At 64.3% G+C, this 14,773-nt stretch carries 11 protein-coding genes and 1 pseudogene; 8 read left to right on the forward strand and 4 right to left on the reverse strand.

The genetic code is table 11. The features are described from left to right. The first annotated feature begins 78 nt into the window (after window positions 1–78). From QFZ23_RS21315 to QFZ23_RS21330, 4 genes are all read left to right on the forward strand, one after another. Entirely contained in the window at window positions 79–1,446 is a 1,368-nt protein-coding gene (locus QFZ23_RS21315) for an MFS transporter (protein ID WP_306926030.1), read from the forward strand. A gap of 131 nt (window positions 1,447–1,577) precedes the next feature. Next, window positions 1,578–2,255, forward strand: a complete 678-nt coding sequence (locus QFZ23_RS21320) for an aspartate/glutamate racemase family protein (protein ID WP_306926032.1) — start codon at window positions 1,578–1,580, stop codon at window positions 2,253–2,255. Between the two features lie 69 nt (window positions 2,256–2,324). Next, on the forward strand, window positions 2,325–3,416 hold the full coding sequence (locus tag QFZ23_RS21325; protein ID WP_306926034.1) for a DUF6282 family protein: 1,092 nt from the start codon (window positions 2,325–2,327) through the stop codon (window positions 3,414–3,416). A 261-nt stretch (window positions 3,417–3,677) separates the two neighbouring features. After that, a complete protein-coding gene (locus QFZ23_RS21330; RefSeq protein ID WP_306926036.1) occupies window positions 3,678–4,352 on the forward strand; it encodes a hypothetical protein in 675 nt (224 codons plus the stop codon). Window positions 4,353–4,446: 94 nt separating this feature from the next. Here QFZ23_RS21330 and QFZ23_RS21335 read toward each other — a convergent pair whose 3' ends face one another. From QFZ23_RS21335 to QFZ23_RS21345, 3 genes and pseudogenes are all read right to left on the reverse strand, one after another. Continuing rightward, entirely contained in the window at window positions 4,447–6,078 is a 1,632-nt protein-coding gene (locus QFZ23_RS21335; protein ID WP_306926038.1) for an IS1634 family transposase, read from the reverse strand. Between the two features lie 322 nt (window positions 6,079–6,400). Next, a pseudogene (locus QFZ23_RS21340) lies at window positions 6,401–6,602 on the reverse strand (pyridoxal phosphate-dependent aminotransferase); the annotation flags it as partial. Window positions 6,603–7,054: 452 nt separating this feature from the next. Then, a complete protein-coding gene (locus QFZ23_RS21345) occupies window positions 7,055–7,753 on the reverse strand; it encodes a maleylpyruvate isomerase family mycothiol-dependent enzyme (protein ID WP_306926040.1) in 699 nt (232 codons plus the stop codon). A 328-nt stretch (window positions 7,754–8,081) separates the two neighbouring features. On the opposite strand from QFZ23_RS21345, the gene QFZ23_RS21350 reads away from it, so the two are divergent. The 4 genes from QFZ23_RS21350 (at window position 8,082) to catC (ending at window position 11,870) form a co-directional block, all read left to right on the forward strand. Then, window positions 8,082–9,455 carry an MFS transporter gene (locus tag QFZ23_RS21350; protein ID WP_306926041.1) on the forward strand — a complete coding sequence of 458 codons (1,374 nt, stop codon included), beginning with the start codon at window positions 8,082–8,084 and terminating at the stop codon, window positions 9,453–9,455. Between the two features lie 77 nt (window positions 9,456–9,532). Continuing rightward, window positions 9,533–10,465, forward strand: coding sequence for a LysR substrate-binding domain-containing protein (locus tag QFZ23_RS21355; protein ID WP_306926042.1), 933 nt, complete (start codon window positions 9,533–9,535; stop codon window positions 10,463–10,465). After that, complete coding sequence (locus QFZ23_RS21360; RefSeq protein WP_306926043.1) at window positions 10,462–11,562, forward strand: mandelate racemase/muconate lactonizing enzyme family protein; 1,101 nt, start codon at window positions 10,462–10,464, stop codon at window positions 11,560–11,562. Before QFZ23_RS21355 ends, QFZ23_RS21360 begins: the two co-directional genes overlap by 4 nt. Before the next feature lie 29 nt (window positions 11,563–11,591). Next, on the forward strand, window positions 11,592–11,870 hold the full coding sequence (gene catC, locus QFZ23_RS21365; RefSeq protein ID WP_236820697.1) for a muconolactone Delta-isomerase: 279 nt from the start codon (window positions 11,592–11,594) through the stop codon (window positions 11,868–11,870). A gap of 17 nt (window positions 11,871–11,887) precedes the next feature. Here catC and QFZ23_RS21370 read toward each other — a convergent pair whose 3' ends face one another. Further along, window positions 11,888–14,719 (reverse strand): AAA family ATPase, encoded by a 2,832-nt coding sequence (locus QFZ23_RS21370; protein WP_306926044.1) that lies wholly within the window; start codon window positions 14,717–14,719, stop codon window positions 11,888–11,890. Window positions 14,720–14,773 lie beyond the last annotated feature (54 nt).

The following is a 14,773-nucleotide window of genomic DNA, read 5'->3' on the forward strand; positions in this document are numbered from 1 at the left end:
GCTATGGCCTTGCGGCTCGCCCACCCTCACGCCTGCCCGCCCCATTACCTGCTATTTCTTGGAAATCTAGGAGCAAAGATGCCCCAACCTAACTCTTCGCCGACACCCGAGAGTTCAACACTTGAGGAGCGGAACCGGACGTTCAAACGAATCGCCCTGCGGATTCTTCCCTTCGCGACCGCCGTGTACATCCTCGCCTGGCTCGACCGCGTCAATGTCGGTTTCGCCAAACTCACCATGCTCGATGACCTCGGCTGGAGCGACGCCATCTACGGGGCCGGTGCGGGAATCTTCTTCCTCGGCTACTTCCTGTTCGAGGTACCCAGCAACCTGCTCCTGCAAAAAATTGGTGCACCCAAAACGATCATGCGGATCGCCATCGGGTGGGGCGTGGTGTCCGTGCTCATGGCGTTCTGCACCGAAGCCTGGCACTTTTACCTCTTGCGGTTCCTCCAAGGCGCCTTCGAAGCCGGACTCCATCCGGGCCTGATCCTGTACCTGACCTTCTGGCTTCCCGCGCATCGCCGGTCCAGGGCCATCGCTATTTTCATGTCCGCCTCGCCCATCGCACTGACGATAGGCAGCCCATTCGCCGCCTACATCATGAGGACCACCGACGGGCTCCTCGGGGCAGCAGACTGGCAATGGCTGTTCATGATTGAAGGCTTCCCATCGATCGTCCTTGGCGTCCTGGCCGTCTTTGTGATGACTGCCAAGCCAAAAGATGCCAAATGGCTCAGCCCGGAGGAACGCGCCCATGTCAGCTACGAACTGGACAAGGAAACGGCCGAACAGGGCCACCGCGAGCAAAAATTCAGCGCCGCCCTTCGCAACAGGTCCGTTTGGGTCCTCATCCTGACCTTGTTCTGCATCATCACCGGAAACGCCACGCTTTCCTTCTACGGGCCGAGCCTGATCACAGCAGCTGGCTTCACCGACATCACCTCAGTGGGGTGGATTATGTCCGGCATCTTCCTGTTCGGCTGGATGGGCATGATGGTCAATGGCTGGCTGTCCGACAGGCGCCGGGAATCACGTTGGCACACTGCCTGCGCAGCCGGCCTGGGCGCCGTCGGCTTGATCCTTGCCGCCCTCGCCCAACAAGCCGGCAGCCCGGTAGGAGTGATCCTCGCCCTCGCGCTCTCAGCAGCAGGCACAATGGGGTCAATCCCGGTCTTCTGGAGCCTGCCCCCTCGCTTCATGTCCGGCACGGCCCTTGCCGCGGGCCTGGCTCTGATCAACTCCATCGCAAATCTGGCAGGCTACTTCGCACCCCAGTTTCTCGGCGTCATCAAGACCGCCACCGGGGCCTATTCAACCGGCCTGTTCATTATCGCCGCCGTCGAGTTCATCGCCGTTGCCCTCGTCCTGCTCTTTATCCGCAAGGAAACACCCAACACCCCGGCTGAAGTTCCCACCACGGCCACCTCAGAAATTCACTCGTGAACTCCGACCAGCCCCAACCAGCGCGTGACCGAAGCCCGTCTCTCCGTCTGTTGCCGGAGCGCGCCGCAACCAATCCCGGATTCCCGCCCGAGGTCCGGCACCCCTATCCAGGGAAGGAGGTAGACCCAACCGTGGGAACGATCCTTCTAATCAACCCAAACACCAGCGAGTCAACAACAGCGGAAATGGTGAACGTCGCCCGCGCATGCAGCCCAACATGCCAGACCATAGTGGGGGCAACAGCACATCGGGGCTCTGCGCTCATAGACGACGCCGCCAAACTCGCAACCAGCGCACAGGCCGTCCTCGAGTACGCCCAAAGCACGGAACTGGAACGATATTCGGGCATCATCGTGTCGGCGTTCGGCGACCCCGGACTGGAGGAGCTCCGACGCCACTCCCCCGTCCCGGTGACAGGGATCGCAGAGGCAGGAATACTCGAAGCCGCACAGAACGGCCGCCGATTCTCCATAGTGACAACCACTCCGAAACTGGCCGCCACCATCAACCGGAAAGTGGCCGAATACGGCTTCACGGATCTCTACGCAGGCCTTCGCCTGACACCGGGAGACCCCGCCGACGTAATGAGGAACCCTGCCCTGCTCCAAGCCAGCCTCATACAGGCTTGTCAGACGGCCATATCAGAGGATTCAGCCGAAGCCATCGTCATCGGCGGAGGACCACTCGCGATGAGCGCAGTCGCCCTGCGCCAAAAATTCTCCGTCCCAATCATCGAACCCGTCCCAGCCGCGGTACACCTCGCCTTGGCAAGAGCAACCCAGCACCAGCTCTTCAGATCGGTTTGGTGAACGACCCGAAGCGGCCAAATGGCATCCACCCCTGACGCACACTCTTCACCAACAAAAGGAGAACCTAGCGTGACCATCACCAGCGAACTAGTCTCGAGCATGACCGAACCAACTACAGGCAGCCCCGACCCTGCCGAACAGGCCCGGCTTCCGCACGAAACCTTTGACAACAGGTCAATGGAATTGCCCGACGAACTGATCCGAGGGACCAGCGACGTTCACGTGCACAGCGGCCCATGGCTCCAGTCCTGCCCCGGCCGGCTCGACCCCTTCCAAATCGCCGAACAAGCCAAAGCCGCGGGAATGAAATCACTGGTCTTCTACGATCACACCCTCGGTATCAGCAGCGGCACCGCCCAGCTGACGAGCCGACAGGTTCCAGGAATCAAAATCTTCGGAGGCATCATCCTCACCAGCGTCCTGGGCGGCCTAAACCCCCGAGCCGTGAAAACCGCACTGCACTACGGATCCGGGGCGAAATTCGTCCACTTCGGCGCGCACTGCACGCACTACATGGTCACCCACGAGGGAAGCTATGTTGACGGCAAGCCCGTCCGGTTCGTGGATCATTATCCCAAGTTCGCGAAGGACGAATTGCCACGCTCAATCCGCATCCCCCTCGACGACCCCATTCCCGAAGAACTCGAAGAAATCCTCACCCTCATCGCAGAGCGCCCCGATGTCCACCTCAACACGGGCCACCTCTCCGTCGACGAAGCAATCCGCCTCGCAGATCTCGCCATCACCTTCGGCATCAAGAAAATCGTCGTAGCCCACCCCTGCCGAGCACGAATGACCACCGACCAACAGAAAGAACTCGCCCAAAAAGGCGTCCTGCTCGAAGGCGCTGTATCCGACTGGATGTTCCACCGAGGACTACGCCGGACCAACTACTACGTCGAGCGTGAACTGGCCGACGAAATCGCCGGCATTGCCAGCACCCCGCAACTCAGCGCCGGCGTTGTGCCCTGGGCCAAACAGATCAGGGAGATCGGCATCAAACACTTCATCCTCGGCACTGACTACGGAATCCGCTCCGGCCCCACCCCCGTCGAAGGAATGCGCACCCTCATCAGCACACTCCTTGACCTGGAATTCACGTCAGAAGAAATCCACACCCTAACCAAGACGAACCCCGACAGACTCCTCGACCTCGACTGACTCCACCATCTTCCCCAACAAGGCAGGGATGTCGCCCTCCTGATCACGTTTAGGCTGGGCCGCAAGCACAGCTTGCGGCCCAGCCTAAGTTCCGCCCCTTCCCTACTCGTACGGGGGCCTGACGAAATATCCGTTATCGGTGCTTTGCAACAGCATTGGAAGTAGCTGCTCACTGGCGAATACTTCCACTTTTCGCTTGCCGTTTTCACCGTTTCGGTGCAGTATTTGGGCCTAGGCGTCGGCCGATGATGTGGAGACGTTTTGGACGAGACCATCAAATACAGAGAAGAGCTCGTGCGTACGGCAGACGAGCTTAAGCGGCTCAGCCTGAAGCGGCAGGACTTGGTACGGCAGTACGACGCTGAGCAGAAATCTCTTAAGCCGAGATATAACGAGTCTGAGCAGGCAGCTGCGGCCCGGAAGAACACTCTGGAAGTAGACTTCCACACTAAATTGGTCCGTCTCGAAGAGGAGATGCATCAGGTATTTGCGCGCGAGAGAAACGCCAGGGAGCAGTTAGCCGAATCGAGCCGCAAGCTTGATGAGCAGTTGCGCGCCGTCGAGACTCGGGCGTACGCCACTACCCGTCCGCCGCTCGGGCCTGGCTTACGTTTGACCGAGCAGGACTACCGACAGGCTCAGAAGAGCATTCCCCCATTTGCTTTCTTCATGGCTATATCTGCGGTTGTTTTTGTATCAGTAGTAGCGAACTCTAATCCGGACCTTCCTCTGGAGCTAACAATCGCCCAATCGCTTCTGGGCCTCGCAGTCCCGACTGTCATAGGGCTTCGGGCCAACTACTATGCCAAACGCAACGACCGCCGTGCTGAAGAGCAGTTGAAAATGCAACGCGATGCAGCGAAGGCTGAATTTGGAGCCGAACGTGACGCTCCAGATGACCTGGTTGTAGAGGCAAAGAATGACAATGATCAATGAATGTGACCACCACCAACAGACGAGCATCCCATGGCAGTCGCGGGGCAGCCTTATGGAGTGGCTGCTAGCGCTCGTCCTGACTTGGCTCATTTGCTTAGTGCGTGAGTTTTGGATTGTGGAGTGCATCGAGGATGGCTTGCTGGTCGGCGTTGATGTCGGGGGCGAATCTTTGTGTGGTGCCGTTGATGGCGATGGTTGCTGAGCGCAGGGGCCGGAGTTGTTTGATGACGTTGGCGACCGCCAGTCCGGTCCTGTTTTGGACCGTGCGGGAGAGGGCCAGCGCGGTGAACACGATCGTCAGGTGCGCCTCGATCGCGTCGCGGGTGCGGTGGAACATGGGCCTGGCCCGCAGGTCTGTCTTGCTCATCCGGAAGGACTGCTCGACGTGCCACAGGTCGTGGTAGGAGCCGATGATTTCCGTTGCGGCCATGACCGTCGCGGGGATATTCGTGACATAACCCTTGAGGCCGGCCAGTTGCCGGGCACGTGTCAGTGAGGCGTCGTCGAGGCTGCGTTTCCCGCCGGTGGTCTTCACGAAGCGCGGGACCCGGGCCGCCTTCTGCCCCTCGATGACCTCGCGCGCCCGGTTCTCCTGGGCCGTGAGGGTGGTGGCGTCACGGACCGCTCTCTTCCGCGAGTAGGCCCACACCGCCCGCCACGAGCCGGGATTCGTTGCGGGGTCCCAGACGGGTTCAGCCCGCACATCGCTGTTGTTCTCGTTCTTATGCCCGGTTCTGGGTGTGATGGTGTCGATCAGCTGCCCGTCTGTGAACGCGTCGCCGTGCCAGCGGAAATGCGAGGCCAGATCGGCCGGAGCCTTGGTCATTCGGGAGCCGACGATGAACCGCAGGTTCGCATCATCCAGCCCACGCAGGTTGCCTGCTGAGAGCATGCCGGCGTCGGCCACGACGACCATATCGGCCAGGTTGTGCCGGGCCTGGAATTGCTTGATGATCGGGACGATGGTCGCCGTCTCGGCCCTATTGCCTTCGAAGCAGCCGATCTCCAGCGGGAACCCGCCGCGGTCCACCAGCAGACCGACGACGATCTGCGGGTCGACGCGGCGTTCTTTGGAGTAGCCGACCTTGCGCAGTTCGTCTTCCTTCTCCGCCTCGAAATAGAGCGTGGTGACGTCGTAGAGCATGAGGGAGATGTCCCCGCTGGTGCTGGCATGCTGGAAGCACCAGGTCGCGATCCGGTCGCGGTACTTGCCTGCAGCGGCCCGGCCCAGGGTGCGTTTCATCGTCGAGTAGCTGGCCGCGGACTGGCCAAGATCGCGGAGCACTCTGCCGGTATCAAGCAGTGATGTCGGTTCGACGACCCGGGCGATCACAAGGTCTCGGAACACTTCGTCACCGAGGCCATCGAACCCCAGCGCCGTGAACACGCTGGCCAAGGCATCGAACAGGATCCCCGAGTCCGTGCCGAGCACGCGTCCCGGACTGTCGCGACCGGCCGGCGTCACCGCGCCGGCTGTCTCGAAGAGGCCCGCCTCGGCGGGCACAATCAGGCCTTTCATCGGAGGCGTGGGCTCAATACCGAGCTCGAGGACGCCCTGGGCAGGGTTGTCCAGCAGCTCACGGGCGCGCTGGAGCAGCATGCCGAGTTCGGCCTCCGTATGCGCCGATCCGACGTGCTCCACGATCTGCTGCCGGCCACGAACATACTCGGCGATCTGCACTGCCGTCGCTCCCGAGGCCGTCCGAACCCTCCTGATGAACGCCACAACGGAGACACTAGAACAAAACGCATTAGTGCGTGAAAAGGCACGATTCTGCCAGCATCACCGCAGGTCAGAGCGCTGCACCATCCCAAAACCACCACCCGTGAGCCAAGTCAGGACAGACGAGCATCCCATGGCAGTCGCGGGGCAGCCTTATGGAGTGGCTGCTAGCGCTCGTGTCCGACTCCCCGCCCTGCAGAATCTAGCCTTACAGAATCTTTATTATCGGCCTTTAAAAGTAGGTGGGGGACCGGCCTTTTTGGCCTGCTTTGGCACCACCGCTTGAAGGGATGCAAGGGCTGTCCGTGTTCCTTTAGGGGGATTCCGCCGTCGGTTCGGCCGAAATGGGGTTCTGCAGGTCGTGGTGATGGATCGCCTCGGGATTAGGGGTGATCGACGCGCGCACCTGGTCAAGGTCAATCGCGAAGCCTTGGCTCGTGGGCAGGTAGCGGTAGGGCACGGCCGTGCCGCCGAGGTACTCGATCGGGGTAGCTCGGGAAGCCGGGGGTTGGGTAGAGGACCCGTTCCTGAATCAAAGGCAAACAGCATCATGACGAACACCAAACGCACCCCGGTTCACGATGACCTCTCCACCGCCATCGAGCATCTCGACCTCACCCCTGAAGGCCTTGCCGACGCCTCGGCCCTCCAGGAGGACACCCGAGGGCCTCGTTCACACTGGAAACAGCTAAGACTGTTGTCCCCTCTGCTCGGGCAAGGCCCGGCAATTACGCCTGACGACAGCGGTCGCTCTTCGCTTGGGTGCTGTTGGGTCTTCGTCCAGCCAAACCTGCTACACCCACCCTGGTTGACAGGGTCACTGCACATTTCTATGGGAGCGACGATTCCGGCCTGGTGCACCTGTCTTTCCTAGGCTCACTGCTGGAGACAAAGTGGGACTGGAAAACATCCCCGCACCGGCGGCGAAAAGTCAGTCCGACCCGCTCAGGATGGGACGCTGCAATTCGAGCCGGCGGGCTCACCAGCTAGGCAGTGCTGGCACGGGGCCGTCCGCCTGGATATGCGCTGCATCGCCGCGCGCCAGCCACTGAAGCAGGCCCTCACGGTCGGACTCGATGTGCAGCGCGCCGTTGCCGATAATCCACTGGTCGCGTTCCTCGGTCACCAGCTTCATCCCCGGCGCTCCCTTGGCACGCAGTGCACGTACCACGGCCTCGATGGCGTTCAACAGCGAATCGGGGTCGGCCTCCTCGATGGTCCAGGCGGTCTCAAGGTCATGGTGGTGCACCACCACCTCGGCAATTCTCAGCGCCACAATGGATGTGGCCGGCAGGTCCCGGCCACCTGCCCTTACTTCCGGCGCCGCAAGTTCCCCGGTCAACCGCTCGGCTTCAGCGGCGAAAGCGGCGGCTGAGTCCCGCACTTCAGCCAGGAGCTCCTCCCGCGGCAGGGCAGCAAGGGCGGCGATGGCCTCCGAGCGCGCTTCAGGGGATGCGTACAGCCGGCGTTCTTCCCCGGACGTGGCCCAGTCGATCAGCCCTATCAGGGCACGTCCGCTGGATGCGACGTGGGCGATGACATGGGCGCGGGTCCACCCTTCACACAGCGAAGGTGCAGCCAGCTCTTCATCGGACAAGGAGGAGACCGTGGCCAGGAACATATCCGTCTCCCGGCCCAGGCGGGACAGGTCTGAGTGCAGCCGTGCTGGATTGATCATTCCGCCAGCCTAACCGCGGCGCCCTGCTCCCGGCCATGGTTACGGCCCGCCTGGTTCATACCGGTCGCCTATGGACTAAGAGCTACCCTCCCACCGCCGCCGGGATGCACCTGCTGTCGGGTGCATGTGGCCTGTTCCCGCTGCATCTATCGCAAAAACAGCCCCTTTGATACGCGGAAGCGGCACAATGCACCCCCGGTGCGAAACCGGGTATTTCCCTCATATGCCGTGCGTCACATTACCTGTCAGGCTGGGTTGCCGAGGCCCCGCCGGATCCATCCAAATGACCGCAACGCCTCCACACCCGCCCCCTGAAAGGACATGTGCCATGACGCTGCCGCACCCCCAATCCACGATCTCCGGAATCCCGGGCAAGGAGGTCCGGACAGCCAACTGGGTGGCTTTCGTCATCTGCGCCGCCCTCCTGTTTGATGGATACGACCTGGTGGTCTACGGCACAGTCCTTCCGGGACTGCTCGCAGACGCGGGCCAAATCGGTCATTTTGATGCGGCCACCGCCGGACTCCTGGGGTCCTGGGCCCTCGTTGGCGTGCTACTGGGGTCGCTGGCATGCGGCGCCATCGGTGACTTCTTTGGCCGGCGCCGGCTGATGCTCGCCGGCATCGCCTGGTTCTCCCTGGGCATGTTCGCCACCGCCCTGGCCGCGAACGTAACCGCCTTCGGTGCCCTCCGGTTTGCCACCGGACTGGGCCTGGGCGTCGTCATCGCCAGCGCCGGCGCCACGATGGCCGAGTTCGCTCCCGCGGGACGGCGCCAGTTCTACAACGCGATCGTGTACTCCGGGGTCCCCGCGGGCGGCGTGCTGGCGTCCTTCCTGGGCATCGCGTTCCTGGACAGTATCGGCTGGCGCGGCCTCTTCGTCATTGGATCCCTGCCCCTCCTCATCATCCTGCCCATTGCCTGGCGGAAGCTTCCGGAATCCCCGCGGTGGCTGTTGGCCCGGGGCCGGGAAGAGGAAGCCCTGGCCGCTGCCTGGCGCACCGGGGTGCCGCTCGCCGAAGAGCAGGTGATCCGGCAGGTCGGCGCCGCTCCGCGGAAGTCCGGGTTCGCCGCCGTCTTCTCCCCCCAGTTCGCCGTGGCATCCATCCTGCTGGGACTGATGTCCTTCTGCGGGCTCCTCCTGACCTACGGGCTCAACACCTGGCTGCCCAAAATCATGGAGGGCTATGGCTACGGTAGGACCTATGCCCTGTTCTTCCCGCTGGCCCTGAATCTCGGTGCCGTGGTTGGCGGATTGGTCGCTTCCCGGATGGCCGACAGGAATGGACCGCAGCGGGTTATCGCTGCCACGTTTGCCCTCGCCACCATTTCCCTGGGATTGATGACGTTCAGTTTTCCGTTGCCGCTGCTCTTCACCTTCATCGCCACCGCAGGGGTGGGAACCCTGGGCACCCAGGTACTGGTCTACGGTTTCCAGTCCAACTACTTCACCACCAATGCCCGTGCCGCCGGCGTCGCCTGGTGCGCCAGTGTGGGCCGGCTGGGCGGGGTGCTGGGCCCTATCATCGGCGGTTGGCTGGCAGCCGCGGGGATCGGCGGGGCAACAGCCTTCTATATCTACGGAGGGGTGGCCCTGCTTGGCGGCGCAGTCACCATCCTGGTACCGCGCCAGCACAGGCTGGACGAAGCTGCGCCGGCGGCGGAAGAGCAGCAAGATTACGTCGAAAAAGTATCTAAGTAGGGCTTTTTATGGTTATTCTATGAATCAATGAGGCTCCATCCCGCCTCACCCCGAACGCTTGGAGAGGTGGCACCGCAATGGAGATCCGGCAGCTGAACTACTTCATTGCGGTGGCGGAGGAGCGGCACTTCGGCAGGGCGGCCAAGCGGCTCCATATGGCGCAGCCGCCCCTGTCCCAGCAGATCCGCCAGCTGGAAGACCAGCTGGGCGTCCAGCTCCTCAACCGCACCACCCGCCGGGTGGACCTGACGGCGGCGGGCCAGCTCCTGCTGGACCGCGGCCGCCAGATCGTCAACGACGTCGAGACGCTCCGGGCAGATGTCTACCAGGTGGGAAAGGGCGCCACCGGCGTCCTCCGGGTGGGGTTCTCCGGATCGGCAACCTACGGCGTTATGCCCCGGATAGCGCGTCTCACCAAGCAGGTCCTTCCCGGCCTGTCGCTGGCGCTGAACGGAGAGATGCTGACGCCGTCCATGGAAGCAGGGCTGCGGAACGGGACCCTGGACGCGGCACTGCTGCGTCCCCCCGTTGCCTCCGAGGAGATCGACTACCGCGTCGTCTCCCAGGAGCCACTCGTCGTCGCACTTCCCTCCTTCAGCGCCCTGGCGGTGGACCGGCCCGTGGCCATGCACGAACTGCAGGACCAGGACTTCATCGCCTACACACCGGAGTCCGTGCTGAACCGCATTACCTCGGACCTCTGCCGCCAGGCAGGCTTCCTGCCGCGGATCACGCAAGTGGTTGGTGAGACCTCCACAATGCTGGCGTTCGTGGCAGCGGGCGGCGGCATCGCCGTCATGCCGTCCAGCGTGCGTGCCTTCCAGCTCGACGGCGTCGCGTACCGGGAAATCGACAACGTTCCGCCGGTGGAACTGGCCGTCGCCTGGCTGCGCGGCCACCGGTCCGCCCTGCTGCAAAACTTCCTGGACGTCGTGGCCACGGCAACCGCTGACGCGTCCGCCCCTGCCGCCACCCCCGCTCCTGCTGACGAAAGGCTCCTCCCATCATGAAGATCGCAGCCATCGAGGCGATCCCCTACTCGATCCCGTACCGTCACCCGCTGCATTTCGCCTCCGGCTCCGTGCACGAGGCCGACCACGTCCTGGTCCGCGTCCACACCGATGACGGCGTGGTGGGAACCGCAGACACCCCGCCCCGCCCCTACACCTATGGTGAGACGCAGAAGTCCATCGTTGCGGTGGTGGAGGATGTTTTTGCCCCGCAGCTGGTGGGCATTGACGTCTTTGACCGGGAAAAGATCCAGGCCGTGATGGCGCGGACCATCCACAACCAGACGGCCAAGGGCGCGGTGGACATTGCCGTGTGGGACGTCATCGGCAAGACCGTGGGGCAGCCCGTGACCAAACTGCTGGGCGGCTATACCGACTCGCTGCGGGTCTCCCACATGCTCGGGTTCAAACCCGCCCAGGAACTCCTGGCGCTGGCCCTGGAGTTCCGGGAAACCTACGGCATCAACACCTTCAAGCTGAAAACCGGACGCCGTCCGCTGCACCTGGACATCGAAGCCGCCAGGGTGCTGCGGGAGGGCCTGGGCGAGGACGCCGAGCTGTACATGGACGCCAACCGCGGCTGGACAGCCAACGAGGCCGCCGAGGTGCTTCGCCGCACCTCCGACCTTGGCCTGCAGTTCCTTGAGGAGCCCGACGACGCCCGCGAGGTCCTGGGCCGCCGCCGTCTGGTCACCAACTCCCCCATCCCCATTGCCGCGGATGAGTCCGCCGCCAACCTCGGCGAGGCTGCCCGCGAAATCCTCACTGGCGGGGCCAACCTCCTGTCCGTCAAGACTGCCCGGTCCGGCTTCACCGAGGCTGCCAAGATCGTTGGCATGGCCGAGGGCATGGGCATCGACGTCTACATCGGCAACCAGATCGACACCCAGGTGGGAACGGTGGCCTCCGTGGTGTTCGGCGCAGCCTTCGCCCATACCGCCAAGCGTGCGGCGGAGCTGTCCAACTACCTCGATATGACCGATGACCTGCTGGCCCGGCCGCTGGCCATCACGGGTGGCCGGATCCACGTTCCCGAGGGTCCCGGCGCGGGCACGGACGTGGACGATGACAAGCTCGCCCACTACCGCACCGACTGACACCCGCCCCTTCCATCGAGAGGTCACCCATGAAGTACCTGGTCCATATGGACGTCAAACTGCCCGCCGGCATGCCTGCCGAAGAAGCCGCCGGAATCAAGGCAAAGGAGAAGGCCTACTCCCAGGAACTGCAGCGCTCCGGAAAATGGCCCGAGATCTGGCGCGTGGTGGGGGAATACGCCAACTACTCCATCTTCGACGTCGAATCGAACGACGAGCTCCACGGCATCCTGCAGGACCTTCCGTTGTTCCCGTACATGGACATCACCGTGGTTCCGCTGGCCAAGCATCCCTCGGACGTGAAGTAGCCGCCACAGTCCCAGGGTCAGTCCTTGTCCCGGAAGGCCGCCGCGAGCTCGCTGCGTGACCGGATTCCCATTTTCCGGTACAGCCGCGTGAGGTGGTACTGCACCGTCTTTTCGGCCAGGAACAGGGCCCGGGCTGCCTCCTTGTTGGTTGCCCCCGCAGCCACCAGTTCGGCCACGGCCTGTTCCTGGGCCGTGAGCTGTTGATGGTGGCTGCCCACCGAAGAGAGCACCGGATCAGCCGGGTCCGGCAGGTTTCCGACGTCCAGGCCTGTCGCCTTCAGCTCGCGGTCGCACCGTTCCACATATGTGGCTGCGCCGAGGGTGTCATACAGGTCGCGGGCCGCGCGCAGCACTGATGAGGCCAGGCGCCGCTTTCCGGCCCGGCGCATGCTTTGCCCGAACGCGAAACTTATCCGCGCCCGCAGGTAAGGGCGGTTGAGCCCGCGGAGGTGTCCCAACGCCGCCTCGAAGTGTTCCCTTGCCGTGTCCGGGTCCCCCTGCGCGGCCAGCAGCCGCCCCCGGGCCCATGCCATGCGGGCCAGGTCCGAAGGGACTTCACGCTCGCGGTGCACTCCTTCAAAAGCGGTAAGGAACGTCTCTGCGGCATCGAGCTTGTCAGTCATGACCAGCGCGTTGACGTAGGTGTCCTGCCAAGGCCAGAAGGACACCCGTTGATCGGTCCAGGGGTCCAGCTCAGTCAGCGGTTGCAGGGCAGCCAAGGCACTTTCGTAGTCCGCCCGCGCCTCGTGGAAACGGGCGCGTGCCAGGCTGGCCGGGACCTGCATGGCCCGGTAGGTTCCCGGCTGCACCGCGGCCTGCGAAACGTAGTAGCGTGCCCGGTCCCAGTCGCCCCGCATGGACCACAGCTCGGCTGCCGTCCAATACAACAGCGGCCGGATCAGCGGCATCCGCGAGGTTTCCAGCCTGACACTTGCCCGGGAGATGGTGGCGGCGGCCGCATCCCAGTTGCCCAGCACAAGGTGGGTGCGGGCCAGCCAGGCCTCGGCCCACAGGGAGATCCGCAGCGATCCCCCGCGGTACTCGGTAGGTGCGGCCGACTCAAAGTTCACCAGCGCGGATTCGGCGTTGTCCAGGCGAAGGGCCAGCCAGCCGGCGCCCATCTGCACCCGCTGCTTCTGGGCGTTCTCGGCTGACTGGGCAGAGGCCCGCTGATAGGAGGCCTCGGCCTCCGATATCCGGCCCTGGGCATAGAGGCCCAGGCCGTAGATGGCTTCCGACTCGATGTGCGCCGGAGTTCCGGGCTCCGTGAGCGCCATGGCGCGTTCGGCCCAGCCGGTAATCATCGGACCGTCCCAGGAGGCCACCCCGTGGAGGACGAACCGCTGGGCCACCTGCGCTGCCGCGGCGGGTTCATGCTGCGGATTGCTGGTCCGCCAGGCCATCTCCAGCTGGCTTTCGGCGCTGTCATTCTGGCCGGACACGGTGGACAGATACCCCAGCACCGAGGAGCGCAAGGGCGACGGCGGCAGGGCATCCACCGCCCCGGCCCAGGCCTGCGCCTGGGCCACATTGCCGGAGCCGACCAGGGCGTCGACGGCTTTCAGGAGCCGGAGGTTGCGGGCGCGGATATCAGGGGACAGCCGCGAGGCGGAGAACAGCGCGGTGGAGGCATCCTGCCACGCTCCAACCGTGGCCTGCCGCCGGGCGAACTCTTCCAGTTCCGCGGCCAGGGTTTCGTCTGCGGCCGGGGTGGCGGCAGCGCGGTGGCCCAGTTGTTCGCCCTCGGACTGGACAGCCTCGGCGGCCTTCCGGTGCAGGGCAATGCGCCGGCTGGGGACGATCTGTTCGTAGACGGCTTCCGCCGTGCCGGGTTCCAGGAAGACGACGGCGGAGCGGGACTGGTCCACGGACAGTCCGAGCAGCCCGGCTCGGTGCCCCTCATCGAGGGCCGGCATGACGGATTCCAGGCCGCCCACCCTGGCCACCTCAGCCAGGCCCGCGCCGGGGCCGAGCACCGATGTGGCCTCAGCGGCGGCGACCAGGGCCGGGGATGCGCCGGCCAGGACGCTGCGGACCCTGGCGCGCACCCGGGACGTCGGCGGCAATGAAGGAAACCACGACTGCCAGGTCTCCGGGGGCAGCTCACGGAGCAGCTCCACGATCGGCTGGGCAATCCCGCCGGTGTGCGTCACCAGCCCATGGGCCGCCGTCGCGCTGAGGTCCAGGCCGAACAGGCTCCGTGCCACGTCCTGGACCTGCTGCGGCGAAAGGGGCTCCAACGGAATGCGGGCCACCTGGTGGCCGGTGAGGAAGTCGAGCACCCCAGCGGGGACACGCGGCGCATCGACGGGGTTGAGCGTCAGCAGGAACAGGACCCGCTTGTCGTGCAGCCTGCGCATGACAAAAGTGAGGATGCGCAGGCTCTCCTCGTCGAGTTTGTGGACGTCGTCGACGGCGACCACCACGCTGCCGTGCGTCTGCAGGCCTTCGAGATGGGTGCTGAGGGTGGCGGCGTAGTTGACTACCTGGTCGGGGGTCAGGGAGGCGACGGGCCCCGGCGGCAGGGCCGGACCGCCGTCGTAATCCTTTGCCGTACGGAGCGGCAGGGTACGCATGAGCTGGGAGTAGCCTGCCAGGGCAAACTGCGCCTCCCAGTCGTCCCCCATGGCCGACAGGACGCGGACGCCACGGGCCGCCGTCCGGCAGTGGTCAAGGAAGAGTTCCAGGAGCGCGGTTTTGCCGGACCCGGAGGGCCCGGACAGGACAACGGTTCCCACCTTGCCCTTGCGGACGGTCCGGAGGATTTCCAGGAGCTGCTCAAACGCCGCGGCCCGGCCCGCCAGCGGGAAATCCTCCGCCATTTCGCCCTGGGTGGAGCCCGCTGTCATGGCCGCAATCCTACCGGAGCGGCCTGGGCGCCCCTGGTGGCGCGCGTCCACACC

The organism is Arthrobacter globiformis (genome assembly GCF_030818015.1).
GTDB lineage: Bacteria > Actinomycetota > Actinomycetes > Actinomycetales > Micrococcaceae > Arthrobacter > Arthrobacter globiformis_C.